The sequence below is a fragment of the Aquimarina penaris genome (genome assembly GCF_040786285.1).
Lineage (GTDB): Bacteria > Bacteroidota > Bacteroidia > Flavobacteriales > Flavobacteriaceae > Aquimarina.
In genome coordinates, this window is record NZ_JBFMKQ010000002.1 from 248245 (window position 1) to 264816 (window position 16572).

The 16572-nt window shown below is 33.3% G+C and carries 18 protein-coding genes; 6 read left to right on the top strand and 12 right to left on the bottom strand.

Translation table 11 applies throughout. The features are described from left to right. Positions 1-109: 109 nt before the first annotated feature. The 4 genes from ABW637_RS10700 to ABW637_RS10715 all read left to right on the top strand — a co-directional run bounded on the left by ABW637_RS10700 (position 110) and on the right by ABW637_RS10715 (position 5184). Positions 110-616 (top strand): DUF6702 family protein, encoded by a 507-nt coding sequence (locus tag ABW637_RS10700; RefSeq protein WP_367584679.1) that lies wholly within the window; start codon positions 110-112, stop codon positions 614-616. A gap of 64 nt (positions 617-680) precedes the next feature. Next, complete coding sequence (locus tag ABW637_RS10705; RefSeq protein ID WP_367584680.1) at positions 681-2996, top strand: M1 family metallopeptidase; 2316 nt, start codon at positions 681-683, stop codon at positions 2994-2996. 88 nt (positions 2997-3084) lie between these two features. Then, entirely contained in the window at positions 3085-3378 is a 294-nt protein-coding gene (locus ABW637_RS10710; protein ID WP_367584681.1) for a Sec-independent protein translocase subunit TatA/TatB, read from the top strand. 336 nt (positions 3379-3714) lie between these two features. Further along, on the top strand, positions 3715-5184 hold the full coding sequence (locus ABW637_RS10715; protein WP_367584682.1) for a S8 family peptidase: 1470 nt from the start codon (positions 3715-3717) through the stop codon (positions 5182-5184). 56 nt (positions 5185-5240) lie between these two features. Here ABW637_RS10715 and ABW637_RS10720 read toward each other — a convergent pair whose 3' ends face one another. Beyond that, the gene (locus tag ABW637_RS10720; protein ID WP_367584684.1) at positions 5241-5882 is read right to left on the bottom strand and encodes an O-methyltransferase; all 642 of its coding nucleotides are present in this window, start codon (positions 5880-5882) and stop codon (positions 5241-5243) included. Between the two features lie 93 nt (positions 5883-5975). Between ABW637_RS10720 and kynU the strand changes: the two genes are divergently transcribed. Beyond that, entirely contained in the window at positions 5976-7271 is a 1296-nt protein-coding gene (kynU, locus tag ABW637_RS10725; RefSeq protein WP_367584685.1) for a kynureninase, read from the top strand. Here kynU and ABW637_RS10730 read toward each other — a convergent pair. Beyond that, positions 7264-8118: an AraC family transcriptional regulator gene (locus ABW637_RS10730; protein ID WP_367584687.1), complete on the bottom strand. Its 855-nt coding sequence runs from the start codon at positions 8116-8118 to the stop codon at positions 7264-7266. The two genes, kynU and ABW637_RS10730, sit on opposite strands and share 8 nt — an antisense overlap. A 142-nt stretch (positions 8119-8260) precedes the next feature. Here ABW637_RS10730 and ABW637_RS10735 point away from each other — a divergent pair, with 142 nt between their 5' ends. Further along, a complete protein-coding gene (locus ABW637_RS10735) occupies positions 8261-9421 on the top strand; it encodes an MFS transporter (protein ID WP_367584688.1) in 1161 nt (386 codons plus the stop codon). A 60-nt stretch (positions 9422-9481) separates the two neighbouring features. On the opposite strand, the gene ABW637_RS10740 is transcribed toward ABW637_RS10735, so the two are convergent. The 10 genes from ABW637_RS10740 to ABW637_RS10785 form a co-directional block, all read right to left on the bottom strand. Next, positions 9482-10456 carry a WD40 repeat domain-containing protein gene (locus ABW637_RS10740; protein ID WP_367584689.1) on the bottom strand — a complete coding sequence of 325 codons (975 nt, stop codon included), beginning with the start codon at positions 10454-10456 and terminating at the stop codon, positions 9482-9484. An 87-nt stretch (positions 10457-10543) separates the two neighbouring features. After that, positions 10544-11272 (bottom strand): hypothetical protein, encoded by a 729-nt coding sequence (locus ABW637_RS10745; protein WP_367584690.1) that lies wholly within the window; start codon positions 11270-11272, stop codon positions 10544-10546. Positions 11273-11505: 233 nt separating this feature from the next. Beyond that, the gene (locus ABW637_RS10750; protein ID WP_367584691.1) at positions 11506-12198 is read right to left on the bottom strand and encodes a type 1 glutamine amidotransferase domain-containing protein; all 693 of its coding nucleotides are present in this window, start codon (positions 12196-12198) and stop codon (positions 11506-11508) included. 90 nt (positions 12199-12288) lie between these two features. Next, positions 12289-12873: a Crp/Fnr family transcriptional regulator gene (locus ABW637_RS10755; RefSeq protein WP_367584692.1), complete on the bottom strand. Its 585-nt coding sequence runs from the start codon at positions 12871-12873 to the stop codon at positions 12289-12291. A gap of 67 nt (positions 12874-12940) precedes the next feature. Continuing rightward, complete coding sequence (locus ABW637_RS10760) at positions 12941-13309, bottom strand: cupredoxin domain-containing protein (RefSeq protein WP_367584693.1); 369 nt, start codon at positions 13307-13309, stop codon at positions 12941-12943. A gap of 130 nt (positions 13310-13439) precedes the next feature. After that, on the bottom strand, positions 13440-13988 hold the full coding sequence (locus ABW637_RS10765; RefSeq protein ID WP_367584694.1) for a carboxymuconolactone decarboxylase family protein: 549 nt from the start codon (positions 13986-13988) through the stop codon (positions 13440-13442). Positions 13989-14162: 174 nt separating this feature from the next. Beyond that, positions 14163-14324 carry a hypothetical protein gene (locus ABW637_RS10770; RefSeq protein ID WP_367584696.1) on the bottom strand — a complete coding sequence of 54 codons (162 nt, stop codon included), beginning with the start codon at positions 14322-14324 and terminating at the stop codon, positions 14163-14165. 202 nt (positions 14325-14526) lie between these two features. Continuing rightward, positions 14527-14898: a DoxX family membrane protein gene (locus ABW637_RS10775; RefSeq protein ID WP_367584697.1), complete on the bottom strand. Its 372-nt coding sequence runs from the start codon at positions 14896-14898 to the stop codon at positions 14527-14529. Between the two features lie 52 nt (positions 14899-14950). After that, a complete protein-coding gene (locus ABW637_RS10780) occupies positions 14951-15412 on the bottom strand; it encodes a hypothetical protein (protein WP_367584698.1) in 462 nt (153 codons plus the stop codon). Between the two features lie 108 nt (positions 15413-15520). Then, positions 15521-16369 carry a helix-turn-helix domain-containing protein gene (locus ABW637_RS10785; protein ID WP_367584699.1) on the bottom strand — a complete coding sequence of 283 codons (849 nt, stop codon included), beginning with the start codon at positions 16367-16369 and terminating at the stop codon, positions 15521-15523. Positions 16370-16572 lie beyond the last annotated feature (203 nt).

Sequence of the window (16572 nt, forward strand, 5' to 3'; positions counted from 1 at the left end):
GTATTTTTTGTTAGTGACTATTACGTACTACTTAAAATTAAAGTTTGGCACGATTTTTTAATTCAAATCTTCAAAATTAGTTACTTTTAGCCTTTTACAATTTTGCAAGATGAAGAATTCATTACTACTATTTTTAATAGGATTGAGTATTACCTTAAGTTCTTTTGTAACACATAAGTTTTATGTTAGTGTTACACAAGTTGACTACAATAAAGAAGAACAGTCCCTACAGATTATTTCTAGAATTTTTATAGATGATATAGAAGAAATTCTAAAAGAAAGATACGATAGTTCGATTATTCTTGACCCTACTAAAGAAGCTTCAGAAGTAGATGAGTTTATAAAGAAATATCTTACTCAGAAATTAGAATTTATAGTGAATAATGAAGAGGTTTCTTTTACTTTTATAGGAAAAGAATATGAGGATGATCTTATGATATGTTATTTAGAAATAGAAAATATTACTTCCTTAGAAACCATACAAATTTCAAATCAAGTTTTAATGGATCTTTTTGAAGAACAACAAAACATCGTTCATGTCAAAAAAGAAAAACAGCGTAAGAGCTTAATATTAGAAAAAGGTAGGGATAAAGGGATGTTAAAGTTTAGTGAATGAAACGCAAAACTTTTAAAAAACGACTATTTTGCAAATTATTTTCAATTAACTCAAAATTACTCAAATGAAAAACATATTTCTAGTTCTACTGGCTGGTTTTTTAATGTCGGGAACTGTTGCATATGCTCAAAATCAGGATACTTCTGAAAAAGCACGTGAACTGGGGCACACCAACCAAAATAAATTTAAGCAAATGTACGATGAGTTTGCTACTCCGAATATGTATAGAACAGCTTCAGGGGCTCCGGGATCTGCATATTATCAGCAGCAAGCAGATTATAAGATGGATATAGAGCTTGATGATAAAAATAAAAAGATTACAGGGAAAGAAACAATAACCTATACTAATAATTCTCCTGATCATTTAGAGTTTCTTTGGGTGCAATTGGATCAAAATATGCGTGCCAAGGATTCTAAAACTCCGCTTATTCAAGGAAGCGGTGTAGACCTTGCAAATACACCAAAAGGTTTCTTAACCAAATATCTTTCAGAACCGTTTGATGGTGGTTTTAATATCACTGCGGTGAAAGATGTTGCCGGGAAACCATTAAAACATACGATCAACAGGACTATGATGAGAGTTGAGATGCCTAAGGACTTAGCACCTGGTGGTAAATTCGTATTCTCGATTGATTGGTGGTATAATATAAATGATCACGTAAATGGTCGTGGTAGATCTGGTTATGAAGAGTTCGAAGATGGTAATAGAGCCTATGTTATTGCTCAGTTTTATCCTCGTATGGCAGTATACAACGATGTAGAAGGGTGGCAGAACCATCAATTTTGGGGGCGTGGAGAGTTTGCCTTACCGTTTGGAGATTTTGAAGTAAATATTACAGTTCCTGCTGATCATATTTTAGATGGAACAGGTGTACTTGTAAACAGGAAAGAAGTGTTTACTAAAGAGATGATGAGTCGTTATGAGAAAGCTAAAAAATCATATGATAATCCGGTTATTGTGGTAACACAAGAAGATGCAGATAAAGCTTCTCAATCGTTCTCTAACAATAAAAAAACCTGGAAACTAAAAGCCGAAAATGTTCGTGATTTTGGATTTGCTACCTCTAGACGATTCATTTGGGATATGATGGCTGTTAAGATAGGAAACAGAGATGTCATGGCCGTATCCATGTATCCTAAAGAAGGAAACCCTCTTTGGGAAGATTGGTCGACAAAAGCGGTTGCCAGTACTTTAAAATCTTACAGTAGAATGACTTTTGATTATCCTTATCATAAAGCTATTTCTGTACACGCAAAAAATCAAGGAATGGAATATCCTATGATTTGCTGGAATTATGGTAGGCCAAATCCAGATGGATCGTATTCAGATAGAGTTAAATATGGTATGATGAGTGTTATCATTCACGAAGTGGGGCATAACTTTTTTCCGATGATCGTTAATAGTGATGAACGCCAATGGACATGGATGGATGAAGGTCTTAATACTTTTGTTCAATATGTAGCCGAGCAGGATTTTGGAGAATGGTACCCAGCTGCATTAGGTAAAGATAAAAAATACCCATCTCGTCGTGGACCCGCAGAAAAAATTGTACCCTACATGAGCGGAAACCAAAACCGCCTGTCTCCTATAATGACCCAGTCTAATAATATTCATCAGTTTGGGCCTAATGCATATGCAAAACCTGCGACGGGTTTAAATATCCTTAGAGAAACTGTGATGGGTAGAGAGCTTTTTGATTACGCATTTAGAACCTATTCGCAACGATGGATGTTTAAACACCCAACACCAGAAGATTTCTTTAGAACTATGGAAGATGCTTCGGCTGTAGATTTAGATTGGTTCTGGAGAGGTTGGTTTTACACAACAGATTATACAGATATTGGGGTTAGTAAAGTGAAGAAATTTGTTGTTTCAAAAATCCCTACGCTAGAATCACAGCAATATGCGGCCAATGATAGAAGATTAAGATTTGCAAACCCTGCAGATTTAGTGGTCATGGTAGAAGAGGGAAGTGATGATTATACAAGAATTAAAGGAAACGATGGGATTATTGAAGATCCAACGACATTAAAAGAGTACTTATTGGATAACTTTTCTGCCGATGAGCGAGCAAGACTAAAAAACCCTAAATTCTTTTATGAAATTACATTTGAAAAGCCCGGAGGACTAGTAATGCCTTTGATAGTGCAATATACTTATGAGGATGGTACTTCTGAAACAATTACATATCCAGCCGAAATCTGGCGTAAAAATGATAGTACAGTAAAGAAGGCTATGGCTTCAGAAAAAGCAATTTCAAAAATAGTGGTAGATCCCAACCAGGAAACAGCAGATATTGATACATCAAATAATAGTTGGCCGAAACGAAAAAAACTTGGAAAATTTAAAGAATTCAAAGATAAAGTTAAAGGTCAATAGTTAAATATTAAAGTTTTTATAAATAAAGCCATCCTGATTGCATTAGGATGGCTTTTGTTTTAACGATATTCTATATATTTGCACTATTATGATTACACTGCCTTTATTTATTAGTGGAACAGAGATCACTTTCATCGTTTTTATACTGGTGATGGTTTTTGGGGCTGATAAAATCCCAGAGATTGCTCGCGGTTTGGGTAAAGGCATGCGAATTGTTAAAGATGCTACTAATGATATCAAAACTGAAATCACTAAAAGCGCAGAAAAGCACGGTATAGATACAGATATACCGACTTCGATTACTTCAGATATTAAAAAAGAGATTGATCAGGTCAAAGAGGATATCAGTGACATTACGGGCCCTGTAAAACGAAATCTATAAATCTTTCTGTTTTTTTAATAATATTCAATTTTACCATACTTATTTTTAGTAATCATTAAAAATTTATCATTTTTTTTAATGATTATTATACGTATTCTTACTTTTCTATTAAATCTCGATGTTTACTAGGGTTTTAGGGAAATTTCAACCTAAAATCTAATGCTGTGCAAGCATAGTATTTCTAATTTTATTAACATTATCATAATAAATAGCTGTAATATTTAGCAAATATTTAATATATTAGCCATGAAATTAACTAAATGATAATTATTCTACGTCCCAGGAATTTTTCATTTAATAGGTTTTTATACACAAACTCGTAAATCTTATTTTAAAATGAAAAAAATTGCACTTTTCGCTTTCGGGCTTTTTCTTGTATTCTCTTGTTCAAAAGATGATCCAAATGAAACTATTGATCTAAACTCAGATTTTTCTGAATCACAAAAATTACTATCCAAAAAAGAAATTAACAATTATATCGAAAGCCAATTAAGGGAGCATGGAGATGTTATCTGGCAAAATGCTTCAGATAAAATGTTGTTTAGTGCAGTGATGCACGGAGGGGGGATTTTAAGTGTTGGTTTTGGTAAAGAAGGAGAGAGTTTTTCTATACAAAAGTCATCTAGATTAATAGATGCAAAAAAAAATATATTAAATATTGTTAGATCCTCTGAAGATATATCAAAGTCAGATGGAGTGGTTTATGATTATGATGTGCTTAATGCAATGGATGTTCAAATTACGGATATAGAAACCATAAAAGCATTAAAATCGGCTGACCAAATTCGTTATCTCGATCCTATAGGATATGAATCTTTTTTATTTAATGATAATGAGATACAACCAAAATCTTTTGGTTGTGATAGAGGAGGTATCACCATTAACAGCCAGGATTATCGAGTGATATCACCAAATGCTTGGTTACCTTGGAATTTTGATATTCATAAAGTCCCTCAAGCCTGGAATTACAGTACTGGTATGGGAATCACTGTAGGTTTAATTGATACAGGAATATCTTCTAGTCAAAATCTATTAGGTAGTGGGTTTAATGATGGATTTTCTGCAGGAAGAACTGTAGAAAGATTTGGCACCTTTGATGGCTCAAATAGTGATCAATGTGGTCATGGTACATCTATGGCTTCAGCAATAGGTTCACCGCGTAATGACGATGGTATGCCGGTAGGGGTAGCCTATAATTCTAACCTTGTAGCTTACAGAGGAACTGGTGATGTATTGTTAGAAAGTTCTAGAGAGCGTAGAGGAGTAAGTAATGCACTAAGACAACTTGGTGATAGGGGTGATGTACGTATAATTTCTATGTCTATAGGATATTTATGGTCCATTGGTAGTATTAAAGATGCGGTACGATACGCACATAGCAGAGGGAAATTAATTATAGCCGCAGGCGGAACATCAACAGGCTTTACCAGCTGGTACCCTGTTATTTTTCCTGCAAGTATGTCTGAAACTGTTGCGGTTACAGGAATCAAAGATAATGGGTATAATCGATGTAATAACTGTCATAGTGGTAGACAAATTGATTTCACCATTGTGATGCAAAGATCATCCAATAATAGTAGAACAGTTCCTGTAATAGGATTTAATACAAATAATAGAAATGTAGTAGGAGGATCATCTGTGGCTACAGCAACTACCGCTGGAATTGCAGCGTTAGTATGGGCACGTAATCCTAATATGAATAGAGATCAAGTGTTGGATAAATTAAAAAGAGCAGGAGAATTTTATCCTAATCGAAATAGGAAATTTGGCTATGGTAATATTGATGCGCTTAAAGCGGTACAATAGGTCTTATTTGTAATTGCAAAACAAAAAAGGAACTTTTAAAAGTTCCTTTTTTTATTTTATAGAACCCTGCTAATGGTTAACCCATCTCGTATAGGTAGTAAGACTGTTTCTATTCTTTTATCTTCAACCAAAAGCTTATTATACTCTAGAAGCGCTTTTGTAGATAAATCTTCTTCTGTAACTTGCTCAATTACCTTTCCACTCCATAATACATTATCGGTAAGAATTACTCCTCCGGTATTCATTTTATCAATGATTAATTCAAAATATTTTGGATAATTTGGTTTATCTGCATCAATAAATACTAAATCAAATTGTACATCCAGGTTGGGTATAATTTGGGCGGCATCACCAATATGTTGATGAATTTGTTTCCCATAAGGAGAAAGATCGAAATATTTCCTCTGAAATGTTTCTAACTCTTCATTAATATCGATAGTGTGCAATTTGCCATCTTTTTGCATCCCTTCGGCTATACATAACGCAGAATAACCAGTATATGTACCTATTTCCAGAATACTCTTTGGACGAATAAGCTTAGATAACATACTTAAAACACGTCCTTGATAAGGACCACTTAGCATACGCGGCTGTAAGATTTTTTGATAGGTCTCTCTGGTTAATTGTTGTAGTAATTCGGGTTCTTGTTGCGTATGTTTTACTACATAGTTGTCTAACTCTTCAGGAATGAAATGCATATTGCTAATTTTTCTGCAAAGCTAAAAAACTTTGTATATAAGATATTCTTTTCTATCATTTCTAATCTGTATTTTTGAATCAAAACACCAGGAATGCAGTTCAAGAATACTAGAGAATTTGCTCAAAAATTAGATCAGCAAGATATATTAAGGACATATAGAGATCAATTTATTTTCCCTAAAGTAAATGGGGAACAAGTCATATATTTTACAGGAAATTCACTTGGGCTTCAGCCTAAGAGTGCACAGAAATATGTTGATGAAGTAATGAATGATTGGGCAGAATTGGCAGTAGAAGGCCACTTTTATGCAAAGAAACCTTGGTGGGATTATCATGAACGATTAGCACAACCTCTAAGCAAAATTGTTGGAGCAAAGCCTTCAGAAATTACGGTGATGAATACACTAACTGTAAATCTTCACCTCCTAATGGTATCTTTCTATAGACCCCAAGGTAAACGATATAAGATTATCTGCGAAGAGAAAGCTTTTCCTAGTGATCAATATATGCTACAAAGTCAGGTTCGTTTTCATGGTTACGACCCTAAAGATGCTATTGTAGAAATTAAAAAACGTGAAGGAGAGCATAATTTTAGGATAGAAGATATTTTAGCAACCATTCAAGAAGTAGGAGAGGAGTGTGCGCTTCTACTGATTGGTGGTGTAAATTATTACACCGGGCAGGTTTTTGATATGAAAACCATTACCAAAGCTGGACATGATGTTGGTGCTTTTGTAGGTTGGGACCTGGCTCATGGCGCAGGAAATATTAAATTAAAATTACACGAATGGGATGTTGATTTTGCTTCTTGGTGTAGTTATAAGTATATGAATAGTGGGCCAGGAAATGCTTCTGGATGCTATGTTCATGAACGATTTCATAATCAAAAAGATATCCCAAGATTCGAGGGCTGGTGGGGAACGAGCAGAGAAACCCGATTTCTTATGAAACCAGAATTCGAACCCATGCCCAATGCAGATGCCTGGCAATTAAGTAATGCCCCGATTTTGGCTATGGCTCCTTATTTGGCATCTCTAGAATTATTTGATGAAGTAGGTATGGATGCGCTTATCGAAAAACGGAATCTTATCGTTTCTTATTTAGAGTTTGTACTTAAAGAAATAGATGCAGAAGTAGAAAGCACCTTCGAGATTATTACTCCTTCGAGTCCAGAAGAACGAGGAACCCAACTTTCGGTATTTTTACATGGCGAAGGAAGAAAATTATTCGAATATTTAATGAAAAAGGGCGTGATAACCGATTGGAGAGAACCTAATGTAATACGATTAGCACCCGCTCCATTTTATTGCTCTTTTGAAGATATGTATCAATTTGGACAAATTTTAAAGCAGGGAATCCTAGAAAAAGCAAATCAACTGTCTAATTAGATACTTGATTACAATAGTTTGATGGTGAAATTCCCGAATATTTCTTGAACTGTTTAGAGAAATAAGAAGGATCATTAAATCCACATCGGTACATCACTTCTGCAATGGTAAAATTATGATGTTCAAAATATTCTTGTGCTTTTTTTATCCTGAATTCGTTTAAAAAATCAATAAAACCCCTATTCGTTACGGTTTTAAACATTCTACAAAAAGAATTTGGAGTTAGCCCCAATTGCTTTGCAAGAGTTTCTGATCGAATCGGTTTATCATAATGATCATTAATATATTGAAATACCTTAGAGGTTCTCTCGAGCGAATGTTTATTAATGGCTAAAGAAAGTTTTCCTTTAAGTATTCCTCTTTGGTTTTTGGATATTGAAAGTTGATACAAAATATCCATAAAATTGAGAAGCTTTTCTGTATTGTTTTGTTTTTGAAACTTTAAAAATAAGGGAGATAATTTTTTGTGAATTTCAGATGAAAATATAATTCCACTATGAGACTTCCTGATATACTTTTGAAGCGTTTCAAATTCAGGAAAACTGGTTAATTTATCACTTATAAAACTTTCAGGAAACTGAATAACAACTTCGATATTGTTCTTAAACTGTTTGTTGCTAAAGGGCATGTGAGGGATGTTGGGACCCAGAAAAACTAATAGTCCATCAGCGTAGTTTTCAAAATGAGTATCGATTTGTATACTTCCTTGTCCACTCTTTATAAAAACAAGCTCATATTCTGGATGCAAGTGCCAGCTTACTATATCACATTGAGATTTATTAGTATAACTTTCAATTTTCAATGATTTTGATTGGCCCAGATATATTTGTTCATAAGACACTTTCATGTAACAAAATTATCATTTTATTTATTCATATAACTTATTATTGAATATTTTGTCTTAAAAATAGAATATTTTGTTTTATGCTTAAGCATTTTTATGTGCTTAATTTTGAGGTGGGAACAATAAAATACACAAACAATTTATAATGAATTCACTACAATTGATTCTTACAAAGCTACGTTACTTTGGTCCAGCATGGGTATTTGCATCATTAAACATTATTGTGGGTACCTGGATACTTTATATCCCGCAGGTGAGGGCTAAATTAGAAATTGATGATGCGCAATTAGGCATTGCATTGTTTTGTTTTGCTTTGGGGACATTAGTAATGATCCCTTTATCTTCTTCAATTATTGATAAAATAGGTGTTGGTAAAACAACTGTATTGGCTATTGTGATTTTCTCATTACTGTTTTTAATACCTCTGCTCATGTCCACCTATCTTACCCTTTGTATTTCACTCTTTTTTGTTGGGTTATCTGGTTGCCTTACTGATATTTCTATGAATGCATTAGTTTCTGATATAGAGCAAGAGGATACAGTACATATAATGTCGGCATCTCATGGCTTTTTTAGTCTAGGTGGAGTAATTGGTGCCGGTATTGGTAGCTTAGTCATCACCTATTTTGAAGTTCCTATACTACATATGTTATGTGCGGTCATTTTTGTTATACTTACCAATCTGATGATCTTCAGGGCATATTTTACAATCCAGGGTAGCAAATCTGAGAAAAAAGAAAAAGCGTATGACTTTAATCTTATACGACCTTTACTTGGATTAGCGATCATCGCGTTTTTGATTATGGGTAGTGAAGGCGCTATAGAACACTGGAGTAAACTGTATTTACAAGATATAGTAAATATTACTTCCGAGAAAATATCTGGTTTTGGATTTGTCGCATTCTCGGTCATGATGACCGTGGGTCGTTTTCTTGGCGATGAAATTAGTAAGAGATTCGGGTCATTATTAATTATCATTGGTGGATGTATACTTAGTATTCTGGGTTTTTCTGCAGTACTTGCTTCTCAATTAGTGATAACCATTACCGGTTTTGGATTGGTTGGATTAGGTTTTTCTGTTATTATCCCAGAACTATTTAGATTAGCCGGAAAAACTGACGGTATTTCTTCGGCACAAGGAATTTCTTTTGTAGCTGGTTTTGGGTATTTAGGGTTTTTGTTAAGTCCACCTCTTTTGGGTTTATTATCAAAAATAGATAGTTTACAACTTAGTTTTATAGCATTATTGGTGGCTGCCATCATAGCCATGATGATTACTTTTTTCTTAAAGAAAAGACAGGATTAGCAATACTGTTTAGTGTAAAATGCGTTTTAATTAATTTTTACACAGTGTTGTCTGTAGCCATTATTTTTTTAAACTGGTTGTCTTTATTATTTGAAGTTTTTTATTAAATGTAAAGATATCTCCATATTCTGTCGTTGCAATTACATTTTGATTTTTTTCATTAATAACAAGTCCCCAGAACAGACTTTCTTTTTTACTCGATTTTATTATTTCTCCCCCTTCATCCCACATTCTTATTTTATCACTTGCAGTTAAAAGGCTCTTTCCGTTATTTAACCATTTTAAGTTTCTAATTTCAGACTTACTACCCTCAATATCTTTCAATTTCGTTCCATTAGAATCCCAAAATTGTAGAAGTGGAGGATAATTGATATCAGAATTTCCATAGTCTCCTGTGGCGAACATATCACCTGAAGGATGCCACTCAACACTTAACATCAGAATTTCTACATCTCGTGGCATTATTTGCTTTTTGTCATCGTTCTCAGGACTTATAATTTCAATATGGCTACCTACAGTAGCAATTTTATAGTTGTGAGGATGCCAACTTAATCCTGTAATGGCCTTTTGTTCCGTTTTTATTCGTTTAACTAATTCTCCTTTTACATTGAAAATACTAACAATTCCACCACCGTCGCCAATTGCCAAATATTTTCCATCTTTACTCCATCCTAATCCTCGTCCTCCATAGTTATCGAGTTCTATTGTCTTGCCTGATTTTATATTAATTAGTTTTGCTTGACTATCATCCGAACCACTCTCATCATTCCACTGTCTAATAACTGCTAATAGATTTTCGGTCGGATGCCATTCAACTTTTGTAATGGTGTTTGGCAACTCATACGTCTTTACAATATTTAAATCATCAGTTGATAATACCTTTAAAGCTCCATTATTTCCACCAACGGCAATTTTGTTGTAAGAAGCGTTCAAACTTGAAGTCCACAACATATCAGAAAACTTCACTAAAGGTTTTGAAGTTTTACATCCTAGAAAAAAAGGAAATATGAGAACTAAACTCAGTGTTTTATTCATTCTATAGGTATACTTTGATTACAAACAACGTGTATATTACCATTACCTGGAATTAGCTATTACGTCATCTTTTTGTACTAGATGTTTTTACTCGGTAATCACTTCAATATTAGTAAAATGTAGTGTCCAATCACCTTCATTGCGCTTATGGGTTTTGGCAATCTTGATTCCGTTATAGGTGGTATAATCTTCCCAAGAAGTTATTAACGATGGTTTTTCTGCATTCTTTTGTCGAAACACCCATTCTTTGATGATAAAATCTCCTTCAAAATAAAAATCATAGGCATCCCCGGGAGTATAACCACCTTCATTTTTATACACAATAGTTAGTTTTTGCATTTCTTTATTGCTTATTGGAGCCACTGCTTTTATTTGATGTTCTGAAGTAAAACTATTAGAATCCCAAACCAAATTAAAAGGCGCTAACAACCAATATTTGTCATTAACAAACCCTTCATCTGCTTTTTGATTGGTACTATCTATTTGCGTTCTATTATAGGTAATCGTGTCCTTTGCAGAAGTTAAGGTTACCTCATTTTCTTTAAGTTTCCAGTTCCAGGACCGCTCAGAGTGAATAGTATCCCGGTCTACGTTAAACGTAAATTTTATCTCTTTTACTTTATTCCAGTTTTCAAACCCGTTCGCATATGCAATTGCTTCTGCCGTGGTAGACATTTTTTTCTCGTTAGTATCGGCAATAGGTTCTGGATCCCTCACTTCTGCATCGTCTTCATATTGATGCTGTTTTTTTACTTCAGTTTTACACGCAACAAATACTAAAGAAAATAAAGCGAATACAATTACATTTTTCATCATGGGTTAGTTTTTAGCTAAAATATAGAAAAGAATACATCCTGATAATTCTTATCGATATCGTTTTAGGTTTTTAACAGAATTTTAAAAGTTTTTACTTTTTGCTGAAACTTTATGTGACGAGTTAACTGCATATTAATAATTAGATAGTTGAAAATAGAAAAAAGCCCAATCAGATTATAAAATCTGATTGGGCTTTTTAGCATAATACTCTAATCTGTAGTGTTGAGTTTGTGTTACTTTACTTTTAGAGCTTCTAACGTTTTTTGTGCAGCCATTACTGAAGATTGAGGGTTTTGACCTGTAATTAGATTGCCATCTTCGATAACAAATTCACTCCAGTCATCACCTCTACGGTAAATAGCACCTTCATTAGTCAGTTCTGTTTCTAACAAGAAAGGTACAATCTCTGTAAGCTGAACCGCCGCCTCTTCTGTATTCGTAAATGAAGTAAGACGTCTTCCTTTTACAAAAGGAGCTCCGTTTTCTAAAGTAACTCCTTTTAAAGCAGCTACACCATGACAAACCAATCCAATAGGTTTATCTTCTTTGTTGAAATCATTGATAACATTAGCTACATCGGTATTATTAGCTAAATCCCACATAGGTCCATGACCACCAGGAAAAAATAGGACATCAAAGTTTGAAGGGTTGATATCAGTGATTTTTTTTGCATTTTTTATAGCATCTAATGCCGTTGTGTCGTCATTAAATTTCTTTGTGTATTCGGTCTGCCAATCATCAAGCTTACTCGTAGGATCCAAAGGTACAATACCTCCTTTTGGAGAAGCAATGGTAATGGTTGCTCCTTCATCAATAAATTTATAATAAGGAGCAGCCAATTCTTCTAACCAAACTCCTGTTTTTTCACCTGTATTACCTAATGCATCATGTGATGTGGTAACAATTAATACGTTTAAATCTTTCATTTTTAAATAGGTTTTATGATGAGTACTCTATTAGTAGTACAAATTTCGTGAAATCCTGTCTAAAAAATGATTGATCTGTGTTATGAAATTTTATTGATTTATGTTAAGAATTTGCTTGCGAAGACGACTTAAGCTCTCTGGTTTAATACCTAGATAGTTTGCGATATGATAATTAGAAATACGCTGTTCTATATTAGGATATGTATCCAAAAACTCTAAGTAACGTTCTGCACTTGTTTTTTCTAAAGCTGATAATATCCTGTCCTGAAAAGATACAAAAGCATTCGTAAGTTTGATACGAAAGAAACGCTCTAGATTAGGTATTTCTAGATATAAATTTTCTAAATCAGATTTCTTGATTCCGATTACTTCTGATGCTTCAATGCAATCGATGTTAAGACGTGCTTTTTCTTCTTTGAAAAATGCTTTAAAATCACTAATCCACCAATCTTCAATAGCAAACTGAACAATGTGCTGATTTCCATCGGCATCTACATGATATGCTTTAAGACATCCTTTGACTACATAATATTCATAGTCAACAACATCACCTTCTTGTATTAAATATTGTTTCTTGCGTAGTTTCTTATGAATAAGCACACTAGTAAATCGACTCCATTCTTGTGGAGTGCACTCAATATATTTTGAAATATGTTTCTCAATTTCTGAATACATGCAGCTAAAGTAAACAAAAAAAGCTTCCTGATTAAGGAAGCTTTTCTAGTCTAGTTTTCTAAGGTAATTACTTTACCGTTAGTGTATATTGTGGAGTTGGATTTAAAGGACAAAAGTAGGTATATGTTCCTTTTTTAAGGGTAACCGTTTTTGAACTTTGTGTTTTACCGTCTGCCACTGCTTTTGTTACATACGCTTCTTTAATGTGGTTTTTTGCGTCTGCTGCATCTTTTCCTGCAGGAACAAGTACGAAACCAACATCTGTTCCTACGTTATTATTTGAGATGTTAAAAACATAGGTTCCTTCAGACAGTGTAATACCTTTTTGAGTAAATTCTCCTTTGGTTTGCTCTAAAGAAACTGTTTTTACGTCTTGGGCTTGTGCACTAAAAGTGATTGCTAAAATAAGTGTGAATAATGAGATTAAATTTTTCATGATTTTGATTATTATTAATGTATGTAAATGATTTTTTTAATTTTTAAAAGGTTCCTGAAAAAGGAAGAGAGACTTTACACCTTACCTTTTTCAGGAGTTATATATAGGGGTAACTATCTTGTAGTTACAATTATGCTGTGGCAGTTTCTAATGGTTGTGCAACAGGAAAATCTACAGGAACCTCTGTGGTATTATTAATATAGTTAGAAATCGTTTTGTCTCCAACTAATGAAATAGTATCAATCAAATTACCTTTAGTATATCCGGCTGCAAAGAAGTTATCGATTACATTTTGATCTGTCTTTCCTCTGTTTTCGGTAATATTTTTGGCCAATTTAGCCAATGCATCCAATTTAGTATCAAAAGAAGCATACCCTGCTCTAAGTTCTAATATTTGCTCATCGGTAAACCCGTTCATTTTTCCTATCGCCGTATGTGCAGATAAACAATAAATACAGTTGTTTACTTCGCTAACCGCCAGGTTAACTACTTCTTTCTCTTTTGCAGAAAGTGATGTCTTGGCATTGGCAAAGTTTAAGTAGTTTTCTAAAGCTGTGTCGCTATAGGCATAGGTAGCAAATAAGTTAGGAACAAATCCTAATGCTTTATTTAGGTTGTCAAATATCGCTTGATTGTTAGCGCTTACTTCTTCTCTTGTTGGTACATTAAATGTGCTCATAATTTTTAAATTTTTAGTATTTTATTTTTTAATGATATCCCGAATTAGTTTGGGGATTTGTTTTTACTTGTTTTTTAATTTCTGTACAAAGATCCGGTGAAAATAGAGGCGAAAAAATGGTTATTCTTCCCATAGGCTTGTCAAAATTTCCCGAATGTATGTCGAGGTTTTGTTTTAGCCTTGTTTTTCAACATAAGGTTGTTCTGCATCACAATAAAAATCATGAATGCTTTTTTGCTCACAATGAGCCTGTGGATTAATAGAATTTATAATTTTTCTCTTTCCTTGTCTAAAAATCTCTATAAGATTGAAAATTGATTTATTTTGAATTGTCATAATTATATTTTTTATGATATCCTGAACTTGTTTCAGGATTGGTTATACCTTGTTTTTATTTTCATTACAAAGATGCATCTGTTATCTTGACCAAGAAATGCCAGATTTTCCCGAGGGCTTGTCGATTTTTCCCGAAACAAAAAAAGCCCTTGCAAAGGCAAGGGCTTGTGTTTAGCACATATGTTTTTTTATATTATGTTTTTCAGAAAAAACTTACTTCTCTTCTTTTGATCCAAAGAATAATTGCACTTAAAGTAAACGTAATAACTGCAGTTATAAAAAGAGCACCACCATCATTATTTACCTCTATGCCTAATCTTGTTAAATGCATCATGATGGCTCCGCCAATAATACCAAGAGTTAATGTGGCACCTACCCAAATAGTTTTAGGAATAAAAAGTAAAATTCCTGCAATAAGCTCCGTTATCCCGGTAATTATTCTACCATAGGGTTCTAGGCCAACTTTGGTAAAAATATAAACGCTATCGGGATGCGCCGTAAATTTAAATCTGAGAGTTTGAATCAAAATAATTGCCACGACAATGCGTAGCAATAGGGGTAATTTATTTTTCATTATAGGGGTAATTTGTTAGCTCCCCGAATTTAATAAAAAAAATAACATAAATTTAAAGTACAACAGGTAAAGCGTCTATTTTACCATTAAAAGTGTTTTTTCGAGAAATAATATACAATTCTTCAAGGTTATTATCTTTTCTAAATTGATTAATTAATTCTGGAAGTCTTTCTCTAAGAAAATTTACAAAAGCTTCAGCATCCGAACTTCTGTTGGCTCCTTTGCGAATAGTTTTTAAGTATGCCTCGGTTAAAACTTCCAGAGTATTTCTTTCTGATAAAAACAATAGATAACTATTATCTTCTTTGGCCTTTTTAATTTCAATTCTAAAATTAATTACATCTTCTGCAATTAATTCATTATTAAAACTACTAAAGTTATTTGTGTATACTTCTTCTTCGGTATAACCATTAAGATAAACGGTGTCTAATTCTACCTGAGCATTACTTATAGAAAAAGTAAGAAATAATATTCCTAGAAATGTTATTTTGATATAGTGAGTAAAATTTTTCATGTCTTTATGTTTTTCCCGAAATGCGTTTCGGTGGTTGCTTTATTAATTACAATACAAAGTTGGGGCAAAAACAAATTCTATAACATGGCGCTTTTTCCTTTACACTTGTCAATAATTCCCGACAGGTTCAGATTTAAGTTGTTTTCTAAAATCTGAAGGTGAAAAAGAGGTATGTTTCTTAAACATTCTGCTCAGGTGTGATGCATCTTCAAAACCAATTTCATATGCAATCTCTTTGGCAGTCTTTTCTGTATAAATAAGTAGGCGTTTGGCTTCTAAAATTACACGATCATGAATGATCTGTAGAGGGCTTTTCTCAAATTTAGTGAAATTATTCGACAATGTTTTAGGCGATTTAAATAATTTTTCGGCATAAAACGCTACCGAATGCTCTTTTCTAAAGTTAAATTCAACTAAAGCGTTAAATTCTTTGATTAGATCTATTTGGTTTTCAGCATTGCTATAATCACTTTGCTGCTTGATTAATCGAGTGGTAGTGATAATAAATCGAGCCATGAGCATACGTAACATCTCTGCTTGTATAGTATCTACAGTATCTAATTCTTCTAAAAAAATCTGATGAAACAGAGTAAGCTTGTTACGTTCTTTAGTATCTAATGCTATGATAGGAATCACACTATTGCCATAAAAAAGAACACCCATACAGCTTACTTCTTTATCATGATCTTTGATACAATAAAACTCTCTGTTAAATTGATAAACAATAAGATCTGATCCACTTATAAACTTAAAATATTGATTAGGAGTAAGCACAACAATATGGTCCTTTTGTACTGTAGTTACAATACCATCAACCTCTAAAGTAACAGGTTTTGATGTAGACCAGATAAAGGTGTATAACCCCAATAATTTTGATGTGTTATAAGAAGTTAGTAATTCTTCGTCTCCTGTTTTTAAAATTGCTGCTGTAGAAAATTCTGTAAATTCCTTGATCATATCTTATATGTCGCTCTTTTTTAAAGAATATTACAAGGTATAATGATAAAGTAATGTTAATGTCGAAAACGCTATGTAACATCGAGTGATTGGACCAGAGGGAGAATTGTATTTGTACTATCGAGATGCTTTTGAAAACGAAAGATTCATACTTTTTAATGTTACACATAATGGTTCTCGATACACTTTGTTTCCGTTACACT

What these genes read in the sequence shown, in the direction of transcription:
- kynU (WP_367584685.1), top strand. Translation starts at nt 5,976, where the DNA reads ATGCAGTTCAAGAATACTAGAGAATTTGCTCAAAAATTAGATCAGCAA.
- ABW637_RS10780 (WP_367584698.1), bottom strand. Translation starts at nt 15,412, where the DNA reads ATGAAAAATTTTACTCACTATATCAAAATAACATTTCTAGGAATATTA.
- ABW637_RS10720 (WP_367584684.1), bottom strand. Translation starts at nt 5,882, where the DNA reads ATGCATTTCATTCCTGAAGAGTTAGACAACTATGTAGTAAAACATACG.
- ABW637_RS10750 (WP_367584691.1), bottom strand. Translation starts at nt 12,198, where the DNA reads ATGAAAGATTTAAACGTATTAATTGTTACCACATCACATGATGCATTA.
- ABW637_RS10700 (WP_367584679.1), top strand. Translation starts at nt 110, where the DNA reads ATGAAGAATTCATTACTACTATTTTTAATAGGATTGAGTATTACCTTA.
- ABW637_RS10730 (WP_367584687.1), bottom strand. Translation starts at nt 8,118, where the DNA reads ATGAAAGTGTCTTATGAACAAATATATCTGGGCCAATCAAAATCATTG.
- ABW637_RS10715 (WP_367584682.1), top strand. Translation starts at nt 3,715, where the DNA reads ATGAAAAAAATTGCACTTTTCGCTTTCGGGCTTTTTCTTGTATTCTCT.
- ABW637_RS10745 (WP_367584690.1), bottom strand. Translation starts at nt 11,272, where the DNA reads ATGATGAAAAATGTAATTGTATTCGCTTTATTTTCTTTAGTATTTGTT.
- ABW637_RS10755 (WP_367584692.1), bottom strand. Translation starts at nt 12,873, where the DNA reads ATGTATTCAGAAATTGAGAAACATATTTCAAAATATATTGAGTGCACT.
- ABW637_RS10735 (WP_367584688.1), top strand. Translation starts at nt 8,261, where the DNA reads ATGAATTCACTACAATTGATTCTTACAAAGCTACGTTACTTTGGTCCA.
- ABW637_RS10770 (WP_367584696.1), bottom strand. Translation starts at nt 14,324, where the DNA reads ATGACAATTCAAAATAAATCAATTTTCAATCTTATAGAGATTTTTAGA.
- ABW637_RS10760 (WP_367584693.1), bottom strand. Translation starts at nt 13,309, where the DNA reads ATGAAAAATTTAATCTCATTATTCACACTTATTTTAGCAATCACTTTT.
- ABW637_RS10775 (WP_367584697.1), bottom strand. Translation starts at nt 14,898, where the DNA reads ATGAAAAATAAATTACCCCTATTGCTACGCATTGTCGTGGCAATTATT.
- ABW637_RS10710 (WP_367584681.1), top strand. Translation starts at nt 3,085, where the DNA reads ATGATTACACTGCCTTTATTTATTAGTGGAACAGAGATCACTTTCATC.
- ABW637_RS10705 (WP_367584680.1), top strand. Translation starts at nt 681, where the DNA reads ATGAAAAACATATTTCTAGTTCTACTGGCTGGTTTTTTAATGTCGGGA.
- ABW637_RS10785 (WP_367584699.1), bottom strand. Translation starts at nt 16,369, where the DNA reads ATGATCAAGGAATTTACAGAATTTTCTACAGCAGCAATTTTAAAAACA.
- ABW637_RS10765 (WP_367584694.1), bottom strand. Translation starts at nt 13,988, where the DNA reads ATGAGCACATTTAATGTACCAACAAGAGAAGAAGTAAGCGCTAACAAT.
- ABW637_RS10740 (WP_367584689.1), bottom strand. Translation starts at nt 10,456, where the DNA reads ATGAATAAAACACTGAGTTTAGTTCTCATATTTCCTTTTTTTCTAGGA.